Origin of the sequence: Microbacterium sp. EF45047, assembly GCF_028472845.1 — a bacterium.
GTDB classification, from domain to species: Bacteria; Actinomycetota; Actinomycetes; order Actinomycetales; family Microbacteriaceae; genus Microbacterium; species Microbacterium neungamense.
On record NZ_CP069429.1, the window covers coordinates 2,206,634 to 2,233,065 of the forward strand.

Annotated in this window: 25 protein-coding genes, 1 tRNA gene and 1 pseudogene; 12 read left to right on the plus strand and 15 right to left on the minus strand. The window is 72.1% G+C overall.

The genetic code is table 11. From position 1 onward, the window contains the following. Positions 1-17 precede the first annotated feature (17 nt). Together JRG78_RS10835 and JRG78_RS10840 are read right to left on the minus strand one after the other, a co-directional pair. On the minus strand, positions 18-689 hold the full coding sequence (locus JRG78_RS10835; protein ID WP_259606670.1) for a hypothetical protein: 672 nt from the start codon (positions 687-689) through the stop codon (positions 18-20). Between the two features lie 53 nt (positions 690-742). Further along, positions 743-1,252 carry a hypothetical protein gene (locus JRG78_RS10840; protein WP_259606671.1) on the minus strand — a complete coding sequence of 170 codons (510 nt, stop codon included), beginning with the start codon at positions 1,250-1,252 and terminating at the stop codon, positions 743-745. Here JRG78_RS10840 and JRG78_RS10845 point away from each other — a divergent pair. After that, positions 1,251-1,841 (plus strand): HAD family acid phosphatase, encoded by a 591-nt coding sequence (locus tag JRG78_RS10845; RefSeq protein ID WP_259606672.1) that lies wholly within the window; start codon positions 1,251-1,253, stop codon positions 1,839-1,841. The two genes, JRG78_RS10840 and JRG78_RS10845, sit on opposite strands and share 2 nt — an antisense overlap. An 86-nt stretch (positions 1,842-1,927) precedes the next feature. Then, complete coding sequence (locus tag JRG78_RS10850) at positions 1,928-3,232, plus strand: M18 family aminopeptidase (RefSeq protein ID WP_259606673.1); 1,305 nt, start codon at positions 1,928-1,930, stop codon at positions 3,230-3,232. 10 nt (positions 3,233-3,242) lie between these two features. Here JRG78_RS10850 and JRG78_RS10855 read toward each other — a convergent pair whose 3' ends face one another. Beyond that, positions 3,243-4,616: a pyridoxal phosphate-dependent decarboxylase family protein gene (locus tag JRG78_RS10855; protein ID WP_259606674.1), complete on the minus strand. Its 1,374-nt coding sequence runs from the start codon at positions 4,614-4,616 to the stop codon at positions 3,243-3,245. 152 nt (positions 4,617-4,768) lie between these two features. Between JRG78_RS10855 and JRG78_RS10860 the strand changes: the two genes are divergently transcribed. Genes JRG78_RS10860 through JRG78_RS10885 form a run of 6 tightly spaced genes read left to right on the plus strand, consistent with a single transcriptional unit; the run spans position 4,769 to position 11,216 of the window. Next, the gene (locus JRG78_RS10860; RefSeq protein WP_259606675.1) at positions 4,769-6,220 is read left to right on the plus strand and encodes a purine-cytosine permease family protein; all 1,452 of its coding nucleotides are present in this window, start codon (positions 4,769-4,771) and stop codon (positions 6,218-6,220) included. After that, positions 6,217-7,236, plus strand: a complete 1,020-nt coding sequence (locus JRG78_RS10865; protein WP_259606676.1) for an alpha/beta hydrolase — start codon at positions 6,217-6,219, stop codon at positions 7,234-7,236. The genes JRG78_RS10860 and JRG78_RS10865 overlap by 4 nt, the downstream gene beginning before the upstream one ends. Positions 7,237-7,290: 54 nt before the next feature. Further along, the gene (locus tag JRG78_RS10870) at positions 7,291-8,157 is read left to right on the plus strand and encodes a tryptophan 2,3-dioxygenase (RefSeq protein WP_259606677.1); all 867 of its coding nucleotides are present in this window, start codon (positions 7,291-7,293) and stop codon (positions 8,155-8,157) included. Further along, on the plus strand, positions 8,154-9,155 hold the full coding sequence (locus JRG78_RS10875) for a hydrolase (RefSeq protein WP_259606678.1): 1,002 nt from the start codon (positions 8,154-8,156) through the stop codon (positions 9,153-9,155). Before JRG78_RS10870 ends, JRG78_RS10875 begins: the two co-directional genes overlap by 4 nt. Then, the gene (locus tag JRG78_RS10880) at positions 9,152-10,420 is read left to right on the plus strand and encodes a kynureninase (protein WP_259606679.1); all 1,269 of its coding nucleotides are present in this window, start codon (positions 9,152-9,154) and stop codon (positions 10,418-10,420) included. The genes JRG78_RS10875 and JRG78_RS10880 overlap by 4 nt, the downstream gene beginning before the upstream one ends. Further along, positions 10,410-11,216 (plus strand): PaaX family transcriptional regulator, encoded by an 807-nt coding sequence (locus JRG78_RS10885; protein WP_259606680.1) that lies wholly within the window; start codon positions 10,410-10,412, stop codon positions 11,214-11,216. Before JRG78_RS10880 ends, JRG78_RS10885 begins: the two co-directional genes overlap by 11 nt. Positions 11,217-11,267: 51 nt before the next feature. Here the strand turns inward: JRG78_RS10885 and JRG78_RS10890 are convergent, their stop codons facing one another. Next, positions 11,268-11,567, minus strand: coding sequence for an FBP domain-containing protein (locus JRG78_RS10890; RefSeq protein WP_259606681.1), 300 nt, complete (start codon positions 11,565-11,567; stop codon positions 11,268-11,270). A gap of 301 nt (positions 11,568-11,868) precedes the next feature. On the opposite strand from JRG78_RS10890, the gene JRG78_RS10895 reads away from it, so the two are divergent. Then, a complete protein-coding gene (locus tag JRG78_RS10895) occupies positions 11,869-12,213 on the plus strand; it encodes a hypothetical protein (RefSeq protein WP_259606682.1) in 345 nt (114 codons plus the stop codon). Between the two features lie 110 nt (positions 12,214-12,323). On the opposite strand, the gene JRG78_RS10900 is transcribed toward JRG78_RS10895, so the two are convergent. Both JRG78_RS10900 and JRG78_RS10905 read right to left on the minus strand, forming a co-directional pair. Continuing rightward, a complete protein-coding gene (locus JRG78_RS10900) occupies positions 12,324-12,725 on the minus strand; it encodes a hypothetical protein (RefSeq protein ID WP_259606683.1) in 402 nt (133 codons plus the stop codon). A gap of 127 nt (positions 12,726-12,852) precedes the next feature. Beyond that, complete coding sequence (locus tag JRG78_RS10905; protein WP_272653373.1) at positions 12,853-14,082, minus strand: PIG-L family deacetylase; 1,230 nt, start codon at positions 14,080-14,082, stop codon at positions 12,853-12,855. Between the two features lie 129 nt (positions 14,083-14,211). Between JRG78_RS10905 and JRG78_RS10910 the strand changes: the two genes are divergently transcribed. Next, positions 14,212-15,285, plus strand: a complete 1,074-nt coding sequence (locus tag JRG78_RS10910) for a C45 family autoproteolytic acyltransferase/hydolase (protein WP_259606685.1) — start codon at positions 14,212-14,214, stop codon at positions 15,283-15,285. On the opposite strand, the gene JRG78_RS10915 is transcribed toward JRG78_RS10910, so the two are convergent. Beyond that, entirely contained in the window at positions 15,274-16,311 is a 1,038-nt protein-coding gene (locus tag JRG78_RS10915) for a LacI family DNA-binding transcriptional regulator (protein WP_259606686.1), read from the minus strand. The two genes, JRG78_RS10910 and JRG78_RS10915, sit on opposite strands and share 12 nt — an antisense overlap. 134 nt (positions 16,312-16,445) lie before the next feature. Here JRG78_RS10915 and JRG78_RS10920 point away from each other — a divergent pair, with 134 nt between their 5' ends. Continuing rightward, positions 16,446-17,123 carry a hypothetical protein gene (locus JRG78_RS10920; RefSeq protein ID WP_259606687.1) on the plus strand — a complete coding sequence of 226 codons (678 nt, stop codon included), beginning with the start codon at positions 16,446-16,448 and terminating at the stop codon, positions 17,121-17,123. A gap of 16 nt (positions 17,124-17,139) precedes the next feature. Here JRG78_RS10920 and JRG78_RS10925 read toward each other — a convergent pair whose 3' ends face one another. From JRG78_RS10925 to JRG78_RS10960, 8 genes and pseudogenes are all read right to left on the minus strand, one after another. Beyond that, the gene (locus JRG78_RS10925) at positions 17,140-17,625 is read right to left on the minus strand and encodes a VOC family protein (protein WP_259606688.1); all 486 of its coding nucleotides are present in this window, start codon (positions 17,623-17,625) and stop codon (positions 17,140-17,142) included. Positions 17,626-17,726: 101 nt separating this feature from the next. Next, positions 17,727-17,817, minus strand: a tRNA-Ser gene (locus JRG78_RS10930). A gap of 185 nt (positions 17,818-18,002) precedes the next feature. Beyond that, complete coding sequence (locus JRG78_RS10935) at positions 18,003-18,701, minus strand: hypothetical protein (protein WP_259606689.1); 699 nt, start codon at positions 18,699-18,701, stop codon at positions 18,003-18,005. Continuing rightward, complete coding sequence (locus tag JRG78_RS10940; protein ID WP_259606690.1) at positions 18,698-18,940, minus strand: hypothetical protein; 243 nt, start codon at positions 18,938-18,940, stop codon at positions 18,698-18,700. The genes JRG78_RS10935 and JRG78_RS10940 overlap by 4 nt, the downstream gene beginning before the upstream one ends. Beyond that, a complete protein-coding gene (cydC, locus tag JRG78_RS10945) occupies positions 18,937-20,649 on the minus strand; it encodes a thiol reductant ABC exporter subunit CydC (protein WP_259608203.1) in 1,713 nt (570 codons plus the stop codon). The genes JRG78_RS10940 and cydC overlap by 4 nt, the downstream gene beginning before the upstream one ends. A 156-nt stretch (positions 20,650-20,805) precedes the next feature. Continuing rightward, a pseudogene (cydD, locus tag JRG78_RS10950) lies at positions 20,806-22,407 on the minus strand (thiol reductant ABC exporter subunit CydD); the annotation flags it as partial. 10 nt (positions 22,408-22,417) lie between these two features. Further along, positions 22,418-23,446, minus strand: coding sequence for a cytochrome d ubiquinol oxidase subunit II (cydB, locus tag JRG78_RS10955; RefSeq protein WP_259606691.1), 1,029 nt, complete (start codon positions 23,444-23,446; stop codon positions 22,418-22,420). A gap of 22 nt (positions 23,447-23,468) precedes the next feature. Continuing rightward, positions 23,469-24,884, minus strand: coding sequence for a cytochrome ubiquinol oxidase subunit I (locus JRG78_RS10960; RefSeq protein ID WP_259606692.1), 1,416 nt, complete (start codon positions 24,882-24,884; stop codon positions 23,469-23,471). A 174-nt stretch (positions 24,885-25,058) separates the two neighbouring features. Here JRG78_RS10960 and radA point away from each other — a divergent pair, with 174 nt between their 5' ends. Further along, positions 25,059-26,426 (plus strand): DNA repair protein RadA, encoded by a 1,368-nt coding sequence (radA, locus tag JRG78_RS10965; protein ID WP_259606693.1) that lies wholly within the window; start codon positions 25,059-25,061, stop codon positions 26,424-26,426. Positions 26,427-26,432: the final 6 nt, after the last annotated feature.

Here is a 26,432-nt window from a genome sequence, read left to right on the forward strand (position 1 = left end):
CCCGAGTGCTTCCGCGACTATGGGCCGGGGGTGACGCTCAGGCTCAGCGCGTAATGCGCAGGCTCGGCGTTGCCGCTCGTCGCCCGGAACTCCAGCGTCGTGTCCCTGGGTGTCATCGAGATCGCGTGCTTGTCGATGAAGTCGTCGCGGTCGTACCAGTGGTCGCCGTCGTTCTCGAACAGGCTCAGTTCCTTCGTCCCGACGAAGACGAACTCGTCGCCCAGCTCCTTCGTCTGACCCTGCGTCATGTTCGGCAGCGAGCGCTTCATCCCGTTGAACGTCACGTACAGCTCGTCGGTGAACGTCTCCGCCTGCACTTGGCACGTGATCGACTTCAGGCGCAGGACGGCCGACCCCGTCGGCGGGCCGACGCGCACGCCCAGCCCGTAATGCGCGCCCAGGGCGTTGCCGCTGGTGGACCGGAAGTACAGCGTCGTGTCGACGGATGCTTCGGTGATGGTGTGCGCGCCGATGAAGTCGTCACGGTCGTACCAGTGGTCGCCGTCGTTCTCGAACAGGCTCAGCTGCTGCGATCCTGCGAACAGGAACTCATCGCCCAGATCCTTCGTCTGCCCCTTGGTCATGTTCGGCAGCGATCTCTTCGTGCCGTTGAACGTCACGTACAGCTCGTCGGTGAACGTCTCCGCCTGCCCGAGACAGGTGATCGACGTCAGCGTCAGTATCGCCATGGTGCACCCCAGCCCTCTTCGCCCCCGGCCCCGTGCCGGCGGTCCTCCCGGTCTCAGTCCTCTTCGTCTCCGCAGACCTTGCCGACGCCCCATCCCACGAGTCCGCCGATCAGCATCCCGCCCGACCCACCGGTGAGCAGCGCCCCGACCAGCATCCCGAACAGGCCCATCGCCGGGGCGACGGTGCTGTTCCGCGCCGAGTACGTGACGCCGACCATCGCCGAGCCCAGTTCGCTCGCACCCTCATCGTCCAGCGACTCGCGGAACAGCGCGTCGATCTCCGACGCCCCCTCCTCTGCGGGCTGTTTCCCCGCCTCGACGCGGAAGACGATGAGCGCCAGCCGCTCCAGGCGCTTCACGTCGGCATCCGTGAGGAGACCGTTGCGGCGCATGCGGCGGAAACCGAGCGTGATCGCCCTGTGCCGGTCCCCGCCCGCCTCGTCGATGGCGCGCCGCGCCTCGTCCTCGATCACCGACGCGAGATCCCCCGGCGAGATGCCCAGCGTCTGGTAGGCGCGCAGCAACTCGATGGACCCGAACCCCTCGACACTGAGAGCGTTCATGAGACCCCTCCGGATCGGCTCTGAGAGGGCCCATTATCCTCTCGCCCGCACCGGGGCGCAATGGGATCCGACGCGACATGCTCTACCGGACGCCCTGTGGGACGAGTGGGTGCGTGAGAACGGCCCCACGCCCACGCCCGGCGCGGTGGACTTCACCCACTACGCGAAGAGCCGCGGCGTGGAGATCTTCTACGTCTCGCAGCGCGACCAGGGGCCGGACACGCAGCAGCTTGGCGTCGCGAACCTGCAGCACGCCGGACTCGCCTTCGCCGACGACGCGCACGCGGTCTTCCAGCGGGAGTCGTCGAACAAGGAGCCCGCGCAGCAGGCGATCGCGGAGAAGTACGAGGTGATCGCCTATCTCGGCGACAACCTCAACGACTTCCGCCGCCGCTACTACGTCACCTCCGTCGCTGAGCGGAAGGCGCGTGCCGCCGAGGACGCCGAGCATTTCGGACGGGACTTCATCCTCTTCCCGAACAACACCGACGGGCACTGGATCCGCGCGATCTTCGGCACCAGCGAGCCGGCGGACAGCCCGGAGTACCGGGCCCGGATGCTCCTCGCCGCGCGCAACCTCGTGGAGTGACGCGCGCAGCCTCGGGAGTGGGCCGCGCACCCGGCCCGACACCCGCCCCGCCGCCCGGGTGAGACCACACGGATACGATCGGAGGCATGCCGTCTTCTGAAGCCCTCGCGCATGCCTCCGATCTCGCCGACTTCGTCGCGGCGTCCCCGTCGAGCTACCACGCGGCCGAGGAGGTCGCGCGGCGCCTCGAGGCGGCCGGGTTCACCCGGCTCGAGGAGACGGATGCCTGGCCGGCGCAGGCCGGCGGCCGGTTCGTCGTCGTCCGCGACGGCGCCGCCATCGCCTGGGCGGTGCCGTCCGGCGCCACCGCCACGGCCCCGGTGCACGTCCTCGGGGCGCACACCGACTCCCCCGGCTTCAAGCTCAAGCCGCGGCCGACCACCGGCGTGAAGGGCTGGCTGCAGGCGGCCGTCGAGATCTACGGCGGCCCGCTGCTGAACTCCTGGCTCGACCGCGAGCTGCGCCTCGCCGGCCGCCTGGCCCTCGCCGACGGCCGCGTCGTGCTGGCCGCGACCGGACCGCTGCTGCGCCTCCCGCAGCTGGCGATCCACCTCGACCGCGAGGCGAACAAGCAGCTCACGCTGGACCCCCAGGCGAACACGCAGCCGGTCTGGGGACTCGGCGACCCGGCCGAGGCCGACCTGCTCGCCGAGCTCGCCGGTGCTGCGGGCGTGGACCCGGCGGAGGTCCGCGGCTTCGACGCGGTGGTGGCGGATGCCGCGCGCGGCGCGGTCTTCGGCAAGGACGACGTCTTCTTCGCCTCGGGCCGCCTGGACGACCTGGCGTCGGTGCACGCCGGCGTCGTCGCGCTCATCGAGGCTGCGGGTGGGCCCGGCTCGACGGACACGACGGATGCGGCGGGCGTGATCCCGGTGCTCGCGGCCTTCGACCACGAGGAGCTCGGCTCGGAGTCCCGCTCCGGCGCCGCCGGCCCGTTCCTCGAGGACGTCCTGGAGCGGGTGTACGCGGGGCTCGGCGCCGACGGCGCAGACCGCCGTCGCGCGTACGCGGCATCCTGGTGCCTGTCCAGCGACGTCGGGCACTCCGTGCATCCGAACTACCTGTACAAGCACGACCCGGTGGTGCAGCCGGTGCTCGGCTCCGGCCCGATCCTCAAGATCAACGCGAACCAGCGCTACGCGACGGATGCCGTGGGCGCCGCCGCCTGGGCGGGATGGTGCGAGGCGGCGGGCGTCTCGGCGCAGGAGTTCGTCTCGAACAACGCCGTCCCGTGCGGGTCGACCATCGGGCCGATCACGGCGACCCGCCTCGGCATCCGCACGGTCGACGTCGGCATCCCGATCCTGTCGATGCACTCGGCGCGCGAGCTCGCGGGGGTCAGTGACCTCCACGACCTCGCGCGCGTCGCGCGCGCCTTCTTCGCCAGCTGAACGACCCGAATCAGGCCATCGTGTCGAGGATCGCGACGAGGTCCTCGAACGTGGTCCGCGGGTTGAGGATCGCGAAGCGGGTGTTCGGCCGGCCGGCGTGCGAGCTCGGCACCACGAACGCGTGCTGCTGGTCGAGCAGCTGCGCCGACCAGCGGTCGTAGTCCGCCCGGGTCCAGCCGTTGCGCTCGAACACCACCACCGACAGCTGCGGGTTGCGCACGAGCGTCAGCTCGGGGCGGCGGTCGATCTCCTCGGCGATGCGATGGGTGAGCGCGATCGTCGCCGACACGGCGTCGCGGTACGCCTGCACGCCATAGGTCGCCAGCGAGAACCACAGCGGCAGGCCGCGCGGGCGGCGAGTGAGCTGGATCGAATAGTCCGAGGGGCTGAAGTCGTCGGTCTCGGTGAGGGTGTCCAGGTACTCGGCGTGCTGGGTGTGCGCGCGGCGTCCGAGCTCGGGGTCGCGGTAGAGCAGGGCGCAGCAGTCGAACGGCGCGAACAGCCACTTGTGCGGGTCGACGATGAGCGAGTCGGCGCGCTCGACGCCCGCGAAGATGTCGCGCGCCTCCGGGGCGAGCATGGCGGTGAGCCCGTACGCGCCGTCGATGTGCAGCCAGAAGTCGAACTCGTCCTTGAGCGCCGCGATCCCGGCGATGTCGTCGACGATGCCGAAGTTGGTCGACCCCGCCGTCGCGACGACGGCGCACACACTGTCGCCGTGCTCCTCCAGCGCGGCGCGCACGGCATCCGCCCGCAGCTTGCCGTCCTCGCCGGCCGGCACCGCGATGACGTCCGCGTCCATGACGCGCGCGGCCGACTTGTTGGAGGAGTGCGCCTCGATGCTGCACACGATCTTCCACCGCTCCGGCAGCGGCTCGCCCGCGGCCACGAGCTTCTCCTTCGCGGCCTCGCGCGCGGCGACGAGCGCGGACAGGTTGCCGATCGTGCCGCCCTGCACGAACACGCCGCCCGCGCTCTCCGGCAGCCCGAACTCGGATGCCAGCCAGGCGAGCACCTCGTTCTCGGCGTGCACGGCCCCGGCCGCCTCGAGCCAGCTGCCGCCGTAGAGGCCGGATGCCGAGACGACGAGGTCGAACGCGATCGCCGCCATCGTCGGGGCGGTCGGGATGAAGGACAGGTAGAGCGGGTGGCTCGTGGTGAGACACGCCGGCGCCAGGATGTGCTCGAACACCGACAGGGCGCGCTGGGCGCCGAGCCCCTGGTCGGTGATGGTGCGACCGACCATCCGGCGCAGCTCCGCCGGGGTCTGCGGCTTGTCCAGCGGCACATCGTCGGCGAGCATCCGGCGGCGCGAGTAGTCCAGGACCGCGTCGACGATCGCGGCGGATTCCGGAGAGACGGCGTGCATGCGCGCGGCATCCATGGGAGGATTCCTTTCGGCACTGAAAGCGGGTGGCGGGTGGGCCGGTGCGGGCCGGCGATCAACGGTACCCTGTTCGCCGAGCTCGCTCCGCCATCGTGTCGAGGCGCACGGGTTGGATGCCGCGATCGCGGCTCGGATGCCAGGATGAGGGCATGTCCGAGAAGATCGCCGCAGCCCCGGCCCTCATCGAGCGCACCGGCATCGAGATCGTGCCGGAGTCCGACCGCACCGCCAAGCCCCGAGACCTGTTCTGGCCGTGGTTCGCGGCGAACGTGTCGGTCTTCGGGATGAGCTACGGCTCGTTCGTGCTCGGCTTCGGCATCTCGTTCTGGCAGGCGACGCTGGTGTCGGTGATCGGGATCGTGATCTCGTTCCTGCTGTGCGGGCTGATCGCGATCGCCGGCAAGCGCGGCTCCGCGCCGACCATGGTGCTCTCCCGCGCGGCGTTCGGGGTGCACGGGCAGAAGGTGCCCGGCATCGTGTCGTGGCTCACCTCGATCGGGTGGGAGACGTTCCTGGCGATCTTGGCGGTGCTCGCGACGGCCACCATCATCGGCCGGCTCGGCGGCGACGGCGACAGCATCGCCCTGCGGATCGTGGCCACCGTCATCGTCGCCGCGCTCATCGTCACCGCGTCCGTGCTCGGCTACCACACGATCATGCGGCTGCAGTCGGTGCTCACCTGGGTGACCGGCATCGTGACGATCCTGTACGTCGTGCTCGCCGTGCCGAGCATCGACCTGGGCGCGGTGCTGGCGCGACCCGGCGGCGGCGTGGGACAGGTCGTCGGCGCCCTGGTCATGGTGATGACCGGGTTCGGGCTGGGATGGATCAACATCGCCGCGGACTGGTCGCGGTATCAGAAGCGCACCGCCTCGGACGGCTCCATCGTGTTCTGGAACACCTTCGGGGGCGCGATCGCCCCGGTGCTGCTCGTCGTCTTCGGCCTCCTGCTCGCCGGCTCGGACGACGAGCTCATGGCCGCCGTCGGCGCCGACCCGATCGGCGCCCTCGCCGCGCTGCTGCCGGTCTGGGTGCTCGTGCCCTTCCTGCTCACCGCCGTGCTCGCGCTGGTCTCCGGCGCCGTGCTCGGCATCTACTCCTCCGGCCTGACGCTGATCAGCCTCGGCATCCGCATCCCCCGCCCGGCCGCGGCGGGCATCGACGGCGTCATCCTCACCCTCGGCACGATCTGGGTGGTCTTCTTCGCCGCCGACTTCCTCGGCCCGTTCCAGTCCTTCCTGATCACGCTGGGCGTGCCGCTGGCGTCCTGGGCCGGCATCCTCATCGCCGACATCCTGCGCCGCCGCCGCGACTACGACGAGCAGGCGCTGTTCGACCCCGCCGGGCGCTACGGCGCCTGGGACGGGGTCTCGATCGGCACGATGATCGTGGCGAGCATCATCGGCTGGGGCTTCGTCGTGAACCTGTTCGCGGATGCCGCGCCGTGGAACAACTGGCAGGGCTACTTCCTCGGGCTGATCGGCGGCAAGGACGGCGACTGGGCGTACGCGAACCTGGGCGTGTTCATCGCGCTGGTGCTGTCGTTCGTCGTCACCTGGTTCGCCCGCGCCGGACGGATCCGCCGGCAGGAGGAGTCGTGACCACGGCGCGCGCGCGAGGGAGGGTCGTGCGGATCGTCCTCGGGGCGATCCTGGCGATCGGCGTGATCGCGGCGGTGATCGGGTCGATCACGCCCTGGCCCTCCGCGATGATCATCCGGTCGGTGTTCACCAAGGGCGGCCAGGAGACGGCCGCCGAGATGAACCGCCATCAGCCTGATGCCGAGCTCACCGAGAAGCTCGACATCGCCTACGGCGACGACGGCGCCGACACGACGATGGACGTCTTCGCACCGGCATCCGCCGACGCGCCGCTGCCCACGGTGGTGTGGGTGCACGGCGGGGCGTGGATCTCCGGCTCGAAGGAGGACGTCGCGCCCTACCTGCGCATCCTCGCCGCCGAGGGCTACACCGCCATCGGTCTCAACTACACCCGCGGCCCGGAGGCCGCGTACCCGACCGCGGTGCACCAGCTCAACAGCGCCCTGGCGTACATCGACGAGCACGCCGCCGAGCTGGGCGTCGACCCGTCCCGCATCGTGCTCGCCGGCGACTCCGCCGGCGGTCAGCTCGCCAGCCAGCTGGCGACCCTGATCACGAGCGAGGAGTACGCGACCCTGATGGGCATCGAGCCGGCGCTCCAGCCCGGGCAGCTCGCCGCGACCATCCTGAACTGCGGCGTGTACGACCTCTCGGCCCTGGCCGCCCTCGACGGCATCGAGGGGTGGGGCTTCAAGTCCGCGATGTGGGCGTACGCCGGCGAGCGGAACTGGGCGGACGGCTGGACCGGCGCGACGATGTCGACGATCGACTTCGTCACGGCCGACTTCCCGCCGACCTACATCAGCGGCGGCAACGGCGACGGGCTCACCTGGCTGCAGTCCATCCCGATGTCGCAGCGCCTGGACGAGCTCGGCGTCGAGGTCACCACACTGTTCTGGCCGGAGCCGCACGAACCGCGGCTGCCGCACGAGTACCAGTTCCACCTCGATCTGCCGGAGGCCCAGGAGGCCCTGCAGCGCACCCTCGACTTCCTGAAGACGCACACCGCCGGATGAACCCGGACATTTCACCTCTGTGACGAACGGCACAGAAGTGATATGTTCGTGGGCATGGGCCCCGATGACGCCGCGCACCCCAACCAGCGACCGCTCGAGGACTCGATCGTCACCGATCTGAAGGATCGGATGACCTACGGGTCCTACCTCGACCTCGACCGGCTGCTCAGCGCGCAGCATCCGGTGTCGCAGCCGCAGCATCACGACGAGATGCTGTTCATCATCCAGCACCAGACCACCGAGCTCTGGCTCAAGCTGGTGCTGCACGAGCTCGGCACGGCCCGCGACCGGCTCGCCGAGGACGACCTCCGGGCCGCGCTCAAGCACATCGCGCGGATCAAGCACATCCAGGAGGTGCTCACCCAGCAGTGGTCGGTGCTCGCCACGCTGACGCCGACGGAGTACGCGCAGTTCCGCGGCGACCTGGGCAACTCCTCCGGCTTCCAGTCCGTGCAGTACCGCGCCGTCGAGTTCGCCCTCGGGAACAAGAACGAGCGGATGCTGGGCGTCTTCCGGAACCACCCGGCCGACCTCGCGCTGCTCACCGCGGAGTGGGAGCGGCCCACGCTGTACGACGAGTTCCTCCGCTACGTCGCCCGGCGCGGCCTGCCGGTGCCGCACGACATCCTCGACCGCGACGTGCGCGAGCCGTACCGCGAGCACGCCGACCTGGTGCCGGTGCTGCGGGAGATCTACGAGAACCCGCACGAGTACTGGGACCTGTACGAGGCCTGCGAGGAGCTCGTCGACGTCGAGGACAACTTCCAGTTCTGGCGGTTCCGCCACCTGCGCACGGTCACCCGCACGATCGGCTGGAAGACCGGCACCGGCGGGTCGAGCGGCGTGGACTTCCTGCGCCGCGCGCTGGACCTGACGTTCTTTCCGGAGCTGTACAGCGTGCGCACGGAGATCGGGCGATGAGCGCGACGACCGCCGGCATTCGCGCGGTCGCGTACTTCGACGGACGGATGCTGCGCGAGGGCGTGCTCGCAGCGGGGATCGACGGCACTCCGCGGCTCGCCGCAGGGCCCGCCCCCGCCGACGCGGCCCGGCTGGACGGGCTGGTCACCGGCCGGTTCACCGACCACCACGTGCACCTGCAGCTGGTCGACCACACCCTGCTCCCGGACTCGCGGCTCGGCCGGGTGATCGACCTCGGGGCGAACGTGGACCGCATCCGCGAGATCGCCGCCGAGCACCCTGCCGTGCGCGTCGAGTACGCCGGCCCTTTCCTCACCGCGATGGGCGGCTATCCGTCCGATCGCGCGTGGGCGCCCGAGGGCGCCGTGCACGAGATCACGGATGCGGAGGGCGCGACGGCCACCGTCGCCGCCCTCGCGGCCGCCGGCGTCAGCTGCCTGAAGACCGTCGGCAACAGCGACGCGGGCCCGGTGCTGGACGACGCGCTGCTCCGGCTGCTGGCCGGCCTCGCCGCCGACCACGACCTGCCCCTCGTCGCGCACGCCGAGGGCGCCGGGCAGGCGCAGCGGGTGGCCCGGCTCGGGGCGAGCCGGCTCGCGCACGCCCCGTTCACCGAGCGGCTGACCGACGACGAGATCGCCGCGCAGGCGGCATCCGTCTCGTGGATCTCGACCATGGCGATCCACGAGGGCGAGGCGTACGCGCACGTCGTCGACAACGTCCGCCGGTTCCATGCCGCCGGCGGCATGCTCGTGTACGGCAGCGACATGGGCAACGGCCCCACCCCGGTCGACCTGCGCGACAGCGAGGTGGCCGCGCTGCGCGAAGCGGGCGTCGACGGCCTCGACCTGCTGCGGGCGCTGGCGCCGGAGGACCCGCTCGGTCCGGCATCCGTCCTGCTGCTGCTCCCCGACGGCGATCCCGCCCGCGCCCGCCGGCTCACACCCGCCGACCTGGGCGCCACCCACCCCTTCGACGACGCTGGAGACCCGAGATGACCGACACCGAAGCCACCGATCCGGCCGTGCTCGATGCCGCCGAGGCGGAGCTGCGCGCACAGGCGCGCACTCTCGACGCCGCCGACCCGCTCGCCCGCCACCTCGACGCGTTCGCCGAGGCGCCCGGCGTCCACGCGTACCTCGACGGCAACTCACTCGGCCGACCGCTCCGGTCACTGCCCGAGCGGGTCGCCGCCTTCGTCCGCGAGGACTGGGGCACCCGGCTGATCCGCTCCTGGGACGAGCAGTGGATGGAGTTGCCGATGCGCCTGGGCGACCGCATCGCCGAGGTCACCCTCGGCGCGGCATCCGGCCAGACGATCGTGGCCGACTCGACCAGCGTGCTGCTGTACAAGCTGATGCGGGCGGCCGTCGCCGCCCGGCCGGGACGCGACGAGATCGTGATCGAGGCGGGCAACTTCCCGACCGATCGCTTCATCGCCGCAGGCGTCGCCGAGGAGACCGGCGCCGCGCTGCGCTGGCTCGAGCCGGATCCGGTCACCGGCGTCGCGGTCGACGACGTCGCCGCCGTGGTCTCGGACCGCACCGCCCTCGTCGTGCTCAGCCATGTCGACTACCGCTCCGGCGCCCTGGCGGACATGCCGGCGATCACGCGCGCGGTGAAGGATGCCGGCGCGCTCATGCTCTGGGACCTGTGCCACTCGGTCGGCGCCGTGCCGATGCAGCTGGATGCCTGGGGCGTGGACCTTGCGGTCGGCTGCACGTACAAGTACCTCAACGGCGGCCCGGGCTCGCCCGCGTTCGCGTACCTCCGCGCCGAGCACCAGGGTGTGCTGCAGCAGCCCATCCACGGCTGGTGGGGTGCGGCCGACATCTTCGCGATGGGTCCGGAGTACGCGCCGGTCGCCGGCATCCGTCAGCTGCTCAGCGGCACACCCCCGGTCATGTCGATGCTCGGGATGCAGGGCATGCTCGACCTCATCGACGAGGCGGGCATCGACGCGGTCCGCGCCAAGTCCATCTCGCTCACCGACTTCGCCGTGCGCGCCTACGACGCGCTTCTCGCCCCGCGCGGCGTGCGGCTGCTGTCGCCGCGCGAGGCGTCGCGCCGTGGCGGGCACGTGACCATCGGCCACGACTCGTTCCAGGACGTGACCCGCAGGCTGTGGGCGGACGGCGTGATCCCCGACTTCCGGTTCCCGGACGGCATCCGGCTGGGCCTGTCGCCGCTGAGCACCTCGCACGAGGAGACCCTCCGCGGCATCCTCGCCGTCCGCGACGCCCTGCCGAACGATGCCGGCTGACACGGTCCTCGACGACATCGAGGCTCGGCCGGGCAGCACCACGTCCCTGCTGCGCACGGTCGTGGGGCTCTACCTGCGCCGGCTCGGCGGCGAGGTGTCGTCCGCCGCGCTGGTCCGGCTCGCCGACGACCTCGGCATCGCGGCCGGTCCCGCCCGCACCGCGATCGCGCGGCTGAAGCAGAAGGGACTGCTGCTGCCCGCGCCCGGCCCCGGGTACGCGCTGAACCCGGCGGCCGTGCGGATGCTGGAGCGCGGCGACCGGCGCATCTTCCAGGTGCGCACCATGGCTCCGGGCGACCCGTGGTGCCTGATCTCGGCGACCATCCCCGAGACCCGGCGCGATCTGCGCCACCAGCTGCGCCGGCGGCTGCAGTTCCTCGGCGCCGGCGCCGTGTCCGCCGGCCTCTGGATCGTCCCCGGCCATCTCGAGGCGGAGGTCGAGCTGCTGCTCGAGGACCTCGGCGCGCGGGCGTCCGCCACCCTGTTCCGCACCGCGGACCCGCGCCCGCCCCGTCCGCTCGCCGATGCCGTGGGCTCGTGGTGGGATCTGCACGCCCTCCGCGCCGAGCACCTGCGCTTCCTGGCATCCGTGCGCGCGCATGACGGCGAGCCGCCGTTCCCCGCCTATGTGCGCCTGATCGACAGCTGGCGGGTGCTGCCCTACATCGACCCGGGGCTCCCCGCGGAGCTTCTGCCGGACGACTGGCCCGGGCTGCGCAGCGCGGCCGCGTTCACCGCGGTCTCGGCCCGCCTGGCCGGCCCGGCGTGGGAGCACGTCCGCGCCGTCGCCGGCTGACGACCCTCCGCGCCGGGAGGGCAACGCGCTCCTGCCGGCACGGCGTCGAGCTCAGCCCAGCTCGCGGATGAACGCCGCAACGTGCTCGCGCAGGCGCAGGATGCGCCACGAGCACAGCGCGCGCCGGAGCACCCGCTGCTCGGCGCGCTGCAGCAGCACCCCGACAGGGCGGTCGTCGAGGTCGGCGATGACGTACGCCCGCCGCGGGATCTTCGGGTCGGACCAGCCGAGGTAGTCCAGCCGCTCGAAGTCGAGCTCGTCGAAGCCGGGCGGGAGGGTGAGCGAGGCGGCCTCCTTGCGGGAGGCGTTCAGGAAGGATGCGCGGATGGCGCGGTCGTCGAGGGGACGCATGCGAGTGCTTTCTGTCGGCGCCGCCACAGGGCGGCGAGAGGTCGGGAGGACGGCATCCCTCAGACGGATGCCGAGACGGCGAAGCACCGGCGACGGGATCCGTCACCGGCTCTCATTCAGCCTCTGACGCCGGCGCGCATCGCGCCCGCAGTCCTCCTCCGCGCCACGCGGGCGTCCTCCATGAACAGCACGCCTCGATTCTACGCGCGGCCGACTGTTTCACTCCGTTTCGCCCGGCGTTGGCAGCGGCCGCGGCACGGCGTAACGTTCCTGCAACGTCCGATCCCGTGAGGAGCCCGCCGTGAACACGCCGCTGACCCGCCGCCCGCCCTTCGAGGTGCGTGAGCGTTCGGCGTGCATGTGCGGCCACGGCGACACCTGCTCCTCGTTCGCCCCGGGACACGCCCTGCACCTGATCCAGGCGCGGATGGCGTCGGCCACTCCGCTCGGGTGGGCGGATGCCATCGTCGAGAGCGCGGATGCGGCATCCGGCGTTCTGGCGCTGCGCACGCTCGACGGCGAGGAGCACCTGGTGTGGAACGCCGGCGGCGCCGCCCTGGAGGCGGCGCCGGGCACTCCGGTGGCCCTGCACCGCGACTACGGCGTGCTGGCCGTCGGTCGGGTGCAGTACAACGTGGCGGTCTGACCCTTCGACGGGCTCAGGGACCGCCCTTCGACGGGCTCAGGGACCGCCCTTCGACGGGCTCAGGGACCGCCCTTCGACGGGCTCAGGGACCGCCCTTCGACGGGCTCCGCCTAGGCGGTCTTCGCCATCGAGTCGCGCATCGCCATGCAGGCCGCCATGCAGGCCTTGCACGCCTGAGCGCACATCTTGCAGACCTCGCTGTGCTCGGCGTGCGCCATGCACTCGTCCATGCACATGCGGCACATCGTGATGCAGGCGTCCAGCATCGCGGTCATCGCCTCGGGCGTCATGCCCTGCATCCGCATCATCGCCCGCATCATGGTGTTGCACATGTCGGCGCAGTTCATGCACGCCGCGCTGCAGTCCATCATCTGGGTCGAGCACACGGTACAGGCCTGCTCGCAGGCCGAACACGCGTCCATACAGGCCTGCATCGCCTGCATGTCCGTCATCTCCATGCCGGGCATCGAGGTCATGTCCTTCGACATGGCGTCCATCATCATCGAGTCCATCGCGCACCGCCTTCCTCGTCGGGTTCCGACAGCGGGCAGGATCACCCGCCTGGGGCAAGGGTACGCCCGCGCCGCACCGGCGTCGATGGTCAGTCTTCCGCCGGATCCGGGCCGAAGATCCGGTCGCTCAACCCGTCGCCATCAGCTCCTGATGGCTGACCAGATACTGCCGGCGCAGCCAGTCGCCGAACTTCCGCACGGCGAGGCAGTCCCGGCCCTGCGAGCAGGGGATGACCGGGTCGTGACCGGCGTAGGCGGCGAAGATCCGCAGCTTGCGGTCCAGCTGAGCGTCGGTGAGGTTCGCGGGCCGCTGCGCGACCGGGTAGCCCTGCGCGTAGCTGACCACCGCGGGGTCGATCGCGCCGCTTTCCGCCTGGGACGCGACGATGCGGCCGACGACGCGGTGGTCGGGGTGATCGCCCGTGGCGCCGGCGGCGAAGCCGGGCATGTGCGCCAGCACGCGGGTGGCCGCGAAGCCTGCCGACAGCTCGGCGACGGTGGCCTTGAGCTCGTCGAGGGTCACCTGCACGGCGGTGTCGAAGGTCGTCATCCAGTCGATCCCACCCAGCCACAGCTTGGCCAGGCTCTGCGAGCCGGTCACCGGGAACCCGTCACCGGTGAGGTTCCCGTCCGGGAGGCGGAGCATGATCAGCGTGATCCGCGGGTCGTCGGCGGGCTGGGTGAGCAGCACGGTGAGGCCGCTGCGCAGCGTGACGGTGCGATCGGTCCACGGGGTGGAGGCGCCACGCATCGCGTCGTATGCCAGGCGGATGCCCTCCTCACGGCCGACCGCGTAGTCGCGTCCCTTGCCGGCATCGCCGTTGGTGAAGAAGAACGAGCGCAGGCACTGACCGGCGTCGAGCGCCTCGGGCAGGGTGGGGCTGCCGAACAGCAGGTCGTCGTCGAAGTGCGCCCAGAAGGAGACGATGGTGCCGGCGGGGCAGGCGGGCGTCAGGTACTGCACCGGCGACCGGAACTCGGCCGCCGCGGCATCCGGCGTGTTCAGCACCGCGGGCACGTCGCCGCACTGGCCAGTGCTCGCGAAGAAGTCGACCGCGTCGGCGCGGGCCTGCGAGAGATCGAACGGCAGGCGGCCGGCGACCTCGGCGGGCAGCTGCTGCGGGCAGGACGCCTGCAGCTGCGCGATGCGCTCGGCGGTGAGCCCGTTGCGGGCGACCGGGACCACAGGCGCCGGAGTCGGCGTGGGCGTCGCGATGGGCGTGGGCGTGGTCTCCGGCGGCTTCACCGTCTCGGCCGGATCCGCGGCCGGCACCCCGCATCCTGCGACGACCGCCATCACCAACGCGAGCGCCGCCAGCGGCAGCCACCGTCGCGCCTTCGAGCCCCCCACGGCCATTCCCCCCAGCCGGCCGCCCACCCTGGCGCGCCACCCAGCGCTCACTGTACCAGCGCCGCTGTGAATCCAGCGTTACGACGCCCGCCCGCTTCGCTTGTACAAAACGTTTTATGTGCCCAGCATGGCGCCATGCAGCTTCGATTCTCCGTATCCACCGCCCCGGACGCCGCCGCACGCGGTCGGGAGCTCGGCGCCGAGTTCGCCCCGCAGTTCCGTGAGAGCGTGCGGCTCTACCTCGAGCATTTCGAGGAGCTCGGCATCGCCGACGCCACCGTGCAGGCGATCACCGAGCGCTCGCACGACGCGCTCCGCGCCTGGGCGCCGGGCCTCGCGGCGGAGACGGAGGCCATCGCCGAGGCGTCCGGGATCGAGCTGTGGCAGCTCGCCGCGGTGGGCGCGCGCACCGAAGTGCTCGCGGTCGCGCCGACCAGGAGCGCGGCGGAGTGCTCGACCGCCGTCCGCACCGGCCCCGGCATCGCCCCGGAGACCTTCCAGACCTGGGACTGGCACGAGTTCCTCGTTCCGGAGGGGCTGATGCGCTCCTTCACCTCCGACGCCGGGCTGCATGTGAAGCTGTTCACCGAGTTCGGCACCGCCGCGAAGATCGGCGTGAACGACGCCGGCGTCGGGCTGCACTTCAACATCCTGATGCACTCCTCCGACTCCGACGCCGGGGGCGTGCCGGTGCACGCCGTCGCGCGCCGCATCCTCGACGAGGCGCGCAGCCTCGACGACGCCATCCGGATCGCCGGCAGCGCCACGGTCAGCGCCTCCACCGTGCTCACCGTCTTCGAGTCCACCGCCGAAGGCTCGCAGGCCGCCAGCATCGAGCTGTCCCCCGCTGCGATGGCGATCGTCCGGCCTGCCGAGGACGGCTGGCTGTTCCACACCAACCACTTCCTCGACCCGGAGCTCGCCACCGGCGACACCATGCCGGACGCCTCCGAGACCCGCGAGCGCTACGAGCACCTCGATCGGGTGCGCGGCACGCTGGCCGATCTCGCGCCCACGGAACGCGCGGCGGCCGCGTGCGGCGGCGAGGGCGAAGGGGCGGTCATCTGCATCCGTCCCGACGACGCGCTGCCGCGCCCGGACCAGTGGCAGACGCTGCTCACCATCAGCGTGGACGCGGCCGGGTTCGGGCTGGACTTCTTCCCCGGCAGCCCGGCCGAGGCGGCCGAAGCGGGGATGTCACGCCTCTGAGCGCCGGCCTTCACGCTGGGCCCGCGTCGAGGCGCGCGGCTTGAGCTGGGCCCGCGTCAGCCGCGGGCCCTCGCACTCCCCCGTGTCGAGCAGCTGCACGAGCATGTCGAGCAGCGCGTCGGCGGTGTCGGCGAGGCGGAACGAGAAGGCGGTGATGGCCGGCTTCGCCGAGCGGGCCTGCTCGGAGTCGGATGCCGCGAGCACGAGCACGTCCCGCGGGATGACGAACCCGTGCCGCTGCAGCTCGGCCTGCAGACCGGCGGCATGGCGGCCGGTCATGCACAGCACGGCATCCGGCACTCCCCCGCCGATGATCCGGCGCGCGGCCTCGGCGCCGCCGTCGACGCCGCTCCGCTCCGGCTGCTCGTCCATGCGCGGCGCCACGTCGGTGCGGCGGCACCACTCTCGGTACTCGATGCGGTAGTCGTCGTTCCAGGCGTTGCGGTCGGTCCCGCTGAGCAGGACGATCTCGCGCGCCCCGGCGTGCTCGAGGTGGTGCAGTGCGCGGCGGGCGGCATCGCGGTCGTCCTCCGCCGCCCAGCGGTGGTGGCTGTCTCGGCCCGGCTCACGGCCGTAGGTGACGTACGGGATGCCGCGGCTCTCCAGCATCGCGGTGACCGGATCGCCCTCCTGGGGGCTCATCACGACGTAGCCGTCCAACGCGAAAGCGAGCGGCGGCACCGAGCGCCCGCTGATGTCCGGCACGAGCGTCAGGCTCAGCCCGCGGGCCAGCGCCTTCGCCGCGAAGATACCGGCGAACCGGTCGAAGACGTCCACGCCCTCCGGGGTGTAGTCGCCGAGGACGTCGAGTGATCGCATCGCCAGCCCCACGGCGTCGATGCGCGACTGCCGCATGCCCCGCGCGAAGGCATCCGCCTGGTAGCCCAGCTCCTCCGCGACCCGGCGCACCCGCTCCCGCGTCTTCTCGCTGACCGTGCCCTTGCCGTTCAGAGCGTGCGAGACCGCCGTGATCGACACCCCGGCGCGCGCCGCGACATCCCTGATGGTGACGCCGTTCCGCCTCATCGCGACCTCCTCGAGGGACAGTGTTGCACAAAACGTTTTACGTGGCTACCGCGACTTCCCAGCACCCGAACCGGAGTCTCGGCGACTCCGCCCCCAATCCCCTCCTCCGAGGACGACGTTCAAGGACGAATGCCATGGCGCAGACGCAGATCACCCCCGCAGCACGCACCGCACCGCCGGTGACGAGCCTGCGCACCTTCTTCATCTCCGGACTCGGCACCGCACTCGAGTTCTACGACTTCATCATCTACGGCTTCGCGGCCTCGCTGGTCTTCCCCCAGCTCTTCTTCCCCGACGTGGACCCGCTGATGGGCACGATCGTCGCCTTCGCCGCCTTCGGCGCCGGCTTCGTGGCGCGCCCGCTGGGCGGCATCGTCGTCGGGCACTTCGGCGACCGGATCGGCCGCAAGGCCATGCTCGTGTTGACCCTGCTGGTGATGGGCGTGAGCACGTTCCTGATGGCGTCCCTGTCGGACCGCATCGGCCGCAAGAAGGTGCTCATCGGCGGCGCCATCGTCTACGGGCTGTTCTTCTTCGCCTTCCTCGGGATCCTCGATCTCCACGACCTACCAGATCGGCGCCGCACTGGGCGGCGGCACCGCCGCGCCGGTCGCCACGGCGCTGTTCATGGCCAGCGGCCAGGACTCCCTGGGCGTCGCCCTGTACTCGAGCGCCGCCTGTCTCCTCCTCATCCTGTGCGCCTTCGGCCTGCGCGAGACCTTCCGCACCCCGACGGAGCAGCTCGGCGAGCACTGAGCCTCGCCCCCGAGACCACGGCGGCCGCATGCTTCCCGGGTATGCGGCCGCCGTGACCATGTCCGGCGGCGGTCAGCCGGCGCTCGCGTCAGGGGCCGACGCCTGGGCGTCCCGCCTGCCGGCGCGGCGCTGCAGATCCTCCGCGAGCATCAGGAGGATGCCGCTCGGGCCGCGCAGGTAGGTGAGCCGGTAGAGGTCCTGATAGGTGGCGACGCCGCGCAGCGGCCGGCATCCGTGCCTCGCGGCGATCTCGAGAGCGGCGTCGAGATCGTCGACGGAGAACGCGACGCGGTGCATGCCGATCTCGTTCGGAAGCACGGGCTCGCGCTCGATCGCGTCCGGATGGATGTACTCGAACAGCTCGAGCTGCCCGTTCCCGTCGGGCGTCTGCAGGACCGCGATCCGGACGTGGTTGCCGTCGAGCCCGACGGCGGTGTCGGCCCAGTCTCCGCTGATCGTGTCCCGGCCGAGGACGGTGAGTCCGAGGTCGGTGAAGAAGGCGATCGCCTCGTCGATGTCGCGCACGGCGATGCCGACGTTCTCGAGTCTGATGGTCATGCTGGATGGTAGCCCGTGGCTCCCGCGCGCGTAAGGGGCAGGCGCGACGCGGGACGGGAACCCGAGAAAGCGGAAAACCCCTGGCGAACCAGGGGTTTTCGTGGCGGTGACGGTGGGATTTGAACCCACGGTAGGGGGTTACCCTACACAACTTTTCGAGAGTTGCACCTTCGGCCGCTCGGACACGTCACCGAGGACAAGTTTACGGCACACGCCGTGCTGGCGCGAATCGCCGCCGTGCGGCCGGCGCGGCGATGTGCTGTTCGCGCGGAGGAATGCCCGGATCCGGTCCGCGCGACGCGCACTTCTCCGCGCGAAGCGCACACGCGGGTCGCCGGCAGACGGCACGCCCGAAGCACCCGCGCGGCGCCAGTCCGTCACCAGGCTGCGGCGACCTCGGCGTGGGTGCGGAGGATGTCCTCCGTGGTCCCGCGCGGGGCGCGGCCGATGCCGCATTCGGTCGCGACGCCGAAGGCCGGCACCACGCGGGATGCCGTGGCGATGCGCCTCCGCGCGCCCTCGGCGCCGTCCTCGCGGTGCACCAGCCCGAGGTAGAGCTCGTCCACCGGGGCGAGGTCACGCAGCGGGGCGACGTAGGCATCGTCGTCGCGCTCGATCGGCACCGGCAGGTGCAGCCAGCTCAGCCGGCGGGCGGATGCCGCGATGACGGCGTTCGCGTAGCGGACCAGGTTCCCGGCATCCGCGGGCTCGGTGAAGTGCCGCTCGCCCGCGTCGCCGTAGCAGAGGTGCACCCCGACCTCCACATCGACGGGCACCGCGTCGACGAGGCCGGCGAGGCGGGAGACCAGGCCGTCGAAGGGGTCGCCCGGCCACCAGGCCTCCATCACCCGGCCGTACCCGGCGGCGTGCTCGATGATGCCCATCTCGCTGGCGACGTCCCACTGGACGGCCAGGTCGCGGTGCGGGATGCCGGTGAGGATGTCCTCGAGCTCGCGCCGCATCGCGGCGGCGTACACCGGCTCGATGGCGATGCGGTCGTCGCCGGAGAAGAAGGAGGACACCACGGCCACCGGGGTCGGCAGCGACACCTGGAAGCGCACGCCCTCGGCGATCACGCCCTCCTCGCGGAGGCGCCGGAAGACGGCGTACGACGCCTCCGCGGCGGCGGCATAGCCGAGCGGAGGCAGCCGGATGCCGTCCGGGTCGACGCCGTCGGCGAGGCGCAGCGGCCGCGCGTCGAGCCCGGGATGCGGCGGAGCAGTCCGCCGAGCATCCCGGCGGCGGTGCGCATGGTCTTCTCGGCGTCGTCGTAGTTCACGCTGCCGACGAGGAGCGCTCCGCGGGGCTGGGTCATCCGACCAGCCTAACGAGGTCGCCGGGATCGCTGCGCTCGGGGGCCGCCGACGGCGTGCGGCCGTCGGCGATGCGGACGACGCGGTCGATCAGGCCCGCGGGCGGTTCGATATGCGAGATGAGCAGCACCGACTGCGGGCCGGCGGCGCGGAGGAGGTCGCGCAGCAGGGCGTCGGATGCGTCCGGGTCGACGCCCGCGGTGGGTTCGTCCAGCACGAGCACCGGGAAGCCGCGCAGTAGCGCCCGGGCGAGGGCGAGGCGCTGTGCCTGGCCGCCGGAGACGAGCGCGCCGCGATCCCCGACGCGGGCGTCCAGGCCGCCGCGACCGCGCACCCAGTCCGCCAGGCCGACGCGGTCGAGCACGGCGAGGAGGTCGTCGTCGGTGGCGGTGTCGCGGGCGAAGAGCAGGTTCTGACGGATGTCCTCGTCGAACAGGGTCGGGCTCTGCTCGCACAGGCCGATCGTGCGCCGCAGCGCCGGCCCGGAAAGCGCCGCGGCATCCTGCCCGCCGATGCGGAACTCGCCGCGCACCCGCAGGAAGCCCACCAGCGCGGCGGCGAGCGTGCTCTTGCCCGATCCGCTCGGGCCCGCCACCAGCACGCGCTCCCCCGCGTGCAGGTCGAGGTCGACGCCGCGCAGCGCATCGGCGCCGCCTGGCCAGGCGGCGCGGACGCCGCGGAGACGGAGGGCGGGAGGGGCGGCGGGCGCGGCGGCTGCGGGGGCGGGGGCTGAGTCGGATGCGGGGTCGGCGCCGGCATCCGGGCGCAGCTCTGCGGGGAGGCGCGCGGGGAGCACGTCGGCGAGGCGACGCGCGCTCGCACGCACGCTGCGCCACGCGGATGCCGCGGCGGGCACGGCCCCGAAGACCTCGAAGACGACCATCGGCACGAGCACGGCCACGGCGAGCCAGGGACCGTCGATGGCGCCGGTGGCCAGCCCCGGCGACGCCGCGGCGAGCGCCGTCACGGACGCGACGCCCGACACGGCGGACACGATGCCCGCGGAGGCGGCCTGCGCGACCGATCCGCGGCCGACCGCCCCGCGGAGCGCCGCATCCGCATCCCGCACCCGGAGACGGGCGGCGGGCTCCGCGCCGTAGGCGAGCAGCACGTCCAGCGCGCCCAGGTAGTCGCCCAGCGCCGCCGCGAGGTCGCCCCGCCGTGCGGAGATGCGGGTCTCGGCGCGCGATCCGAGCACCCAGCCCAGGCCGGCGGATGCCGCGGCCGCGACGATCAGGCAGACGACGAGGGTCAGCGCCGCGGGAGGGGCGACCAGGGCGAGGAACACGACCGCGCCCGCGGCCACGATCGCCGACACCGCCAGCGGCTGCACGACCCGGAGCGGGAGGTTCTGCAGGTTCTCGACGTCGTCGACGAGGGCGGCGAGCACCCGGCCGCGGTCGGTGCGGCCGAGCCCCGCCGGAGCCAGCGGGGTCAGCCGGCGCACCATCGCGGCGCGGGTCACCGCCAGCCGGCGGAGGGCGGCGTCGTGTCCGCTGAGCCGTTCCAGATACCGTGTGACGGCGCGGGTGACCGCGAAGAACCGCACCCCGACCACGGCGATCGACAGCGGCACCAGCGAGTCGACGATCGAAGCGCTCACGATCAGCCATCCGCTCACCGCGAGCAGGGCGACGGCGGATGCCGCGGAGAGGACGCCCCAGATCAGCCCGGGCAGGAAGCGCCGCAGCGGCGGCTGCGCGAGGCGCAGGAAGGACGACGCCTCAGCCGTCGAACGAGCGAAGCGCGTTTCGTCTCGGTCGGCGCCGCCGCCCTCGCTCAACGACCGGGAAGGGTCGGTCGCTGAGCCCGTCGAAGCGCCACCGGACGGGGAGGCGGCAGACGCCGCGGACAGCGGGACGATCTGGTCGGCGATGCTGCGGGCGGTGCGGCGGTGGGAGACGAGGAGGATCGTGGCCCCGGCATCCGCCCGCTCCCGCAGCGAACGCCAGAGCCGGGCCTCGGTCTCGGCGTCCAGGGCGCTCGAGGGCTCGTCGAGCAGGAGCACCCGGCCCGGTTCGGCGGCGTGCCGGTACAGGGCGCGCGCGACGGCCACCCGCTGCGCCTGCCCTCCGGACAGGCCGCCGCCCTGCACGCCGAGCTCCTGCGCGGGGTCGAGGTCGTCGGCGCAGGCCGCCCGGAGAGCGGCGCGCACGGCATCCGCCGACGGCGCGGGGTCGCCCAGCGCGACGTTCCCCGCGACGGTGCCCTGCAGCAGCCCCGGCCGCTGGTCGGCCCACGCCGTCCAGTCCGCGGGATCGAGACGGCGGACATCCACCCCGCCGAGCGTCGCCGCCCCGGTGAACGCCACGGCGCCGCGCAGCGCCGCGAGCAGACTCGACTTGCCCGATCCGCTCGCCCCCTCGATCAGCGTGATCGTGCCCGGCCGGGCCGTGAACGACACCGGCGGAAGCCCCCGCACCCGCAGCCCCTCGACCGCCAGGACCTCCTCCCCCGGGTTTCGAATCGCGCGATCGGTCGCTCCCGAGGCCGGAAAGCGACCGATCGCGCGATTCGAAACGGCACCGGCCTCGTCGAGAACCGCGAACACGTCCTCGGTCGCCGCAACACCCTCCGCCGCGGCGTGGAACTGCACGCCCACCTGGCGGATCGGCAGGAACGCCTCCGGGGCGAGCAGCAGCACGAACAGGCCGACCTCGAGCGACAGGTCGCCGGAGAGCAGCCGGAACCCCACCGCCACGGCGATCAGCGCAACGGCGAGCGACGACAGCAGCTCCATCGCGAACCCGGACAGGAACGAGTACCGCAGCACGGTCATCGTCTCCCGCCGGTACTCGTCGGCGGTCTGCGCGATCCGGTCGGCGGCGCGGCCCTCCCGCCCGAACAGGCGCAGCGTGGCCAGCCCCTGCACGGTGTCCGCGAACCGGGCGGCGAGGCGCTGCAGCGTCCGCCACTGCCGCTGCTGCACCGACCGGGTCGCCATGCCGATCAGCGCCAGGAACAGCGGGATCAGCGGCACCGTGATCGCCGCGGTGAGACCGCTCGGCCAGTCCTGCCACCACATCACCGCGATCAGCACCGGCGTTGCGATCACGGTGAGCACCAGCTGCGGGATGTACCGGGCGAAGTACGTGTCCAGGGCGTCCAGCCCGTGACCGGCCGTGACGGCGAGCGCGGCACGGTTGCGGCCGGCCAGCCAGTCCGGGCCGAGCCGGCCGATCGCCCGCATCAGCGCCTCGCGCAGCTCGCTGCCGGTGCGCGCGGCGGCACGCGTGCCGGCGGCATCCGAGGCGGCGATGAGCAGGCCGCGCGCGAGGGCGAGGACGACCAGCAGCAGCATCGGCGCCGTGACGTCGCGGCCCGCGATCGCGCCGGTCACGGCATCCGTGAGCAGCCAGGCGAACCCGATCGTCACCCCCGTCTGCACCACGCCGATGAGAGCGGATGCCGCGAAGAACCCGCGCGCGGCGCGCGCGTAGCGCAGGAGGCGCGGGTCGACGGGTTTCATGGGCGTTCTCTCACGCGTGCACCGGGGCTGCCTCGATCGAGGCGCGGGTGACCCGCTTGCGGAACACCCAGTAGGTCCAGGCCTGGTAGGCCAGCACCAGCGGCAGGGCGATCAGCGCCGTCCAGCTCATGATCTGCAGCGTGTACGGCGTGCTCGACGCGTTCGCGATCGTGAGGCTGCCCGCCGCGGACAGCGTCGACGGCAGCACATACGGGAACAGCGCCGCGAACAGCGCCGCGACCGCCGCCGCCACCGTGACCGTGCCCGCCGCGAACGCCGCGCCGTCGCGTCCGCGCCGCGAGAGCACCGTCGAGAGGACGAGAGCGGATGCCGCGACCGCGCCGCATCCGATCACCACCCCCAGCAGCGGAGCCTCCCGCCCCGCGGCGATGCCGGCCGTCCACGCCAGCGTCCCGGCCGCCGCGAGGATCGCCGGCACCGCCGCGGCACGGGCCAGCCTCCGGGCATCCGCCTGCACCCGGCCATCCGTCTTCAACGCGACGAAGTGCACCCCGTGCAGGAAGAACAGCAGCAGTGTGGTGACCCCGACCAGCAGCGCGTACGGGTTCAGCAGCGAGAACACGCCGCCGACGAACACGTGCGACCGGTCCAGCGCCACACCCTGCACGATGTTGCCGAAGGCCACCCCCCACAGCAGCGCCGGCACCGCCGAGCCGATCACGATCATCCGGTCGAAGCGGCGCTTCCACGCCGCGTCCTCCCGCTGGTGCCGGTACTCGAACGAGACGCCGCGCAGGATCAGCGCGAGCAGGATGACCAGCAGCGGCAGGTAGAAGCCGCTGAACAGCGACGCGTACCACTCCGGGAACGAGGCGAACAGCACCGCGCCGGCGACGATCACCCACGTCTCGTTGAGGTCCCACACCGGGCCGATCGTGTTGATCACCTGACGGCGGGAGACGTCGTCGCGGCCGAGGAACGGCAGCGACATGCCGACGCCGAAGTCGAACCCGTCGAGCACGAAGTAGCCGACGAAGAAGAAGGCGATGATCCAGAACCAGAGGTTCGCGAGGTCCATGACGGTTCCCTTCCCGGACGACTCAGTACACGGCCGACGGCAGCTGGGCCGTCGCCTCGGCGGGCTGCTCGGCGGTGTCCGGCCCCTTCTGGGCGGCGCGGACGATGAGGCGCACCTCGACCACGGCGAGCGCGGCGTAGATCGCGGTGAAGGCCACGAGCGAGATCAGCACCTCGAGTCCGGAGACCCCCGGCGAGACGCCGTCGCGCGTCGTCATCAGGCTGAACACGATCCACGGCTGCCGGCCCATCTCGGTGAACACCCAGCCGACGATGTTCGCGCCCAGCGCGAGCGGGAACGACCAGATCGCGGCCTTCCACATCCACGGCGCCGGGGCGCTCTTCGCCCCCTTCCGGGTCACCCACAGCCCGACGAGGGCGATGAAGGCGTGCAGCATGCCGAGGCCGATCATCCAGCGGAACGCCCAGTAGGTGATCCACAGCACCGGGGTGAAATCGCTCAGCCCGGTGTCTGCGAAGCGCTCGGCGTACTCGGCGTTGAGGTCGTTGATGCCGTGCACGCAGCCGTCGAGGCTGTGGTTCGACAGCACCGAGAGCAGGTAGGGGACGCGGATGCTGAACAGGTCGGTCTTCCCGTCCGGGGTGCCCAGCGTGAACAGGCTGAACGCGGCGTCCTTCCCGCATACCGTGTTGAACGTCGCCTCGGCGGCGGCCATCTTCATCGGCTGCGTGGCGTACATCGCCAGGCCCAGCTGATCGCCGGTGAGGGCGACGCCGGCTGCGCAGACGATCATGCTCCACAGCCCGAACCGCAGCGCCGGCCGCAGCGTCTCGGTGTGCTGCCCGCGGGCGAGGTGCCAGGCCGAGACGGAGATGATCACCCCGGCGGCGAACATGAACGCCCCGAAGATCGTGTGCGGGAACGCGGCGAGCGCGACCGGGTTGGTCAGCAGCGCCCAGAAGTCGGTCAGCTCGGCGCGGTTCGTCTCGGGGTTGTACGTGTAGCCGACCGGGTTCTGCATGAACGCGTTGGCCGCGATGATGAAGTAGGCGGAGAGGATGCTGCCGATCGAGACGCACCAGATGGTCGCCAGGTGCAGCTTCTGCGGCAGCCGGTCCCAGCCGAAGATCCACAGGCCGATGAAGGTGGCCTCGAAGAAGAAGGCCAGCAGACCCTCGAAGGCGAGCGGCGCGCCGAACACGTCGCCGACGAAGCGGGAGTAGTCCGACCAGTTCATGCCGAACTGGAACTCCTGCACGATGCCGGTGACCACGCCCATCGCGAAGTTGATCAGGAAGATCTTGCCGAAGAAGCGGGTCAGGTGCAGGTAGTGGATCCTGCCGGTGCGCACCCAGGCGGTCTGGAAGACGGCGGCGGCGCTGGCCATGCCGATCGTGAGCGGCACGAACAGGTAGTGGTAGATGGTGGTCAGCCCGAACTGCCAGCGGGACAGGACCAGCGGATCCAGCCATTCCATGTGCGTCTCCTCTCGGATGCGGGAGTGCGACGCTGCACGCCGTGCCTTCGCCTCCATCCTCCCAGCGGATGGGTGCGGAAGACCCCCGGTGATGATCGAAATCCCGGATCCCCTCCATAGCCTGCGCGCATGATGATGGCCGGCGGTGTCGGGGGCGGCGGTTAGGGTGAGGGCATGGCCACCCGTCGACCCGCACCGCCCGGCTTCGCCTGCTCCGAGTGCGGCTGGACGACGGCGAAGTGGGTCGGCCGGTGCGGCGAGTGCCAGCAGTGGGGCACCGTGCAGGAGCAGTCCGCGCCGACCGGCATCGTCCGGCAGATCGCGCCGCTGACCCCGAGCGTGGAGCGCGCGGCCCGGCCGATCACGCGGATCAGCACCTCCGAGGCGCCGCGGCGCACCAGCGGCGTGGGCGAGTTCGATCGCGTGCTCGGCGGCGGCATCGTGCCGGGCGCGGCGATCCTGCTCAGCGGTGAGCCGGGGGTCGGCAAGTCGACGCTGCTGCTGGAGGTGGCGGCGCAGGCGGCGCGGTCCGGGCGGCGCGTGCTGTACGCGAGCGCCGAGGAGTCGCCCGCGCAGGTCCGCCTGCGCGCCGAGCGGACCGGGGCGCTGCACGACGAGCTGTACCTCGCCAGCGAGACCGACCTCGCCACGATCCTCGGCCACATCGACGAGGTGCGACCGGAGCTGGTCATCGTCGACTCCGTGCAGACCGTGGCGTCGTCGCTGGTGGACGGCGCGGCCGGCCAGCCGAGCCAGGTGCGCGAGGTCGCCGCGACCCTGATCCGGGTGGCGAAGGAGCGCGACCTGCCGATCGTGATCGTCGGCCACGTCACGAAGGACGGGCAGGTCGCCGGCCCGCGCGTGCTGGAGCACCTCGTGGACGTGGTGTGCCATTTCGAGGGCGACCGGCAGACCTCGCTGCGGTTCATCCGCGCGCTGAAGAATCGCTTCGGCCCGACCGATGAGGTCGGGTGCTTCGAGATGACCGGCACCGGCATCGCCGAGGTGCCCGATCCCAGCGGCCTGTTCCTGTCGCAGGGAGCCGCCGAGCCGGGCACGTGCGTCGCGATCGCGCTGGAGGGCCGGCGAGCGCTGCCCGTGGAGGTGCAGGCGCTGACGATCGAGGCGTCGACGCCGAATCCGCGCCGGGTGGTGCACGGCCTGGACGCGTCGCGGGTGGCGATGGTGCTCGCAATCCTGGAGAAGCGGGCCGGCATCCAGACCTCGAAGCTCGACGTGTACGTGTCGACCGTGGGCGGGGTGCGGTTCACCGAGCCGGCGGCGGATCTCGCGATCGCTGTCGCGGTGGCCGGGTCGATCCGGCAGGTGTCCGTGCCGCGCACGATCGCCGCCGTGGGCGAGCTCTCCCTGGCCGGCGAGATCCGGCCGGTGACGCAGGCCGCGCAGCGGCGCAGCGAGGCCGCCCGCCTCGGGTACCGTCAGGTCGTCGACGACCGGTCGGGGACGCTGCGGTCGGCCCTGAACGACGTGCGGGCGCGGTCGAGGACGCGGCGGCTCGAGGAGGAGATCCCGGCGTTCTGAGGCGCG

Bases quoted from the DNA above. Each gene is read 5' to 3' on its own strand.
- JRG78_RS10835 (WP_259606670.1), bottom strand. From the start codon at position 689: ATGGCGATACTGACGCTGACGTCGATCACCTGTCTCGGGCAGGCGGAG.
- JRG78_RS10845 (WP_259606672.1), top strand. From the start codon at position 1,251: ATGAGACCCCTCCGGATCGGCTCTGAGAGGGCCCATTATCCTCTCGCC.
- JRG78_RS10840 (WP_259606671.1), bottom strand. From the start codon at position 1,252: ATGAACGCTCTCAGTGTCGAGGGGTTCGGGTCCATCGAGTTGCTGCGC.
- JRG78_RS10850 (WP_259606673.1), top strand. From the start codon at position 1,928: ATGCCGTCTTCTGAAGCCCTCGCGCATGCCTCCGATCTCGCCGACTTC.
- JRG78_RS10855 (WP_259606674.1), bottom strand. From the start codon at position 4,616: ATGGATGCCGCGCGCATGCACGCCGTCTCTCCGGAATCCGCCGCGATC.
- JRG78_RS10860 (WP_259606675.1), top strand. From the start codon at position 4,769: ATGTCCGAGAAGATCGCCGCAGCCCCGGCCCTCATCGAGCGCACCGGC.
- JRG78_RS10870 (WP_259606677.1), top strand. From the start codon at position 7,291: ATGGGCCCCGATGACGCCGCGCACCCCAACCAGCGACCGCTCGAGGAC.
- JRG78_RS10875 (WP_259606678.1), top strand. From the start codon at position 8,154: ATGAGCGCGACGACCGCCGGCATTCGCGCGGTCGCGTACTTCGACGGA.
- JRG78_RS10880 (WP_259606679.1), top strand. From the start codon at position 9,152: ATGACCGACACCGAAGCCACCGATCCGGCCGTGCTCGATGCCGCCGAG.
- JRG78_RS10885 (WP_259606680.1), top strand. From the start codon at position 10,410: ATGCCGGCTGACACGGTCCTCGACGACATCGAGGCTCGGCCGGGCAGC.
- JRG78_RS10890 (WP_259606681.1), bottom strand. From the start codon at position 11,567: ATGCGTCCCCTCGACGACCGCGCCATCCGCGCATCCTTCCTGAACGCC.
- JRG78_RS10900 (WP_259606683.1), bottom strand. From the start codon at position 12,725: ATGGACTCGATGATGATGGACGCCATGTCGAAGGACATGACCTCGATG.
- JRG78_RS10905 (WP_272653373.1), bottom strand. From the start codon at position 14,082: ATGGCCGTGGGGGGCTCGAAGGCGCGACGGTGGCTGCCGCTGGCGGCG.
- JRG78_RS10910 (WP_259606685.1), top strand. From the start codon at position 14,212: ATGCAGCTTCGATTCTCCGTATCCACCGCCCCGGACGCCGCCGCACGC.
- JRG78_RS10915 (WP_259606686.1), bottom strand. From the start codon at position 16,311: ATGAGGCGGAACGGCGTCACCATCAGGGATGTCGCGGCGCGCGCCGGG.
- JRG78_RS10920 (WP_259606687.1), top strand. From the start codon at position 16,446: ATGGCGCAGACGCAGATCACCCCCGCAGCACGCACCGCACCGCCGGTG.
- JRG78_RS10925 (WP_259606688.1), bottom strand. From the start codon at position 17,625: ATGACCATCAGACTCGAGAACGTCGGCATCGCCGTGCGCGACATCGAC.
- JRG78_RS10940 (WP_259606690.1), bottom strand. From the start codon at position 18,940: ATGACCCAGCCCCGCGGAGCGCTCCTCGTCGGCAGCGTGAACTACGAC.
- cydB (WP_259606691.1), bottom strand. From the start codon at position 23,446: ATGGACCTCGCGAACCTCTGGTTCTGGATCATCGCCTTCTTCTTCGTC.
- JRG78_RS10960 (WP_259606692.1), bottom strand. From the start codon at position 24,884: ATGGAATGGCTGGATCCGCTGGTCCTGTCCCGCTGGCAGTTCGGGCTG.
- radA (WP_259606693.1), top strand. From the start codon at position 25,059: ATGGCCACCCGTCGACCCGCACCGCCCGGCTTCGCCTGCTCCGAGTGC.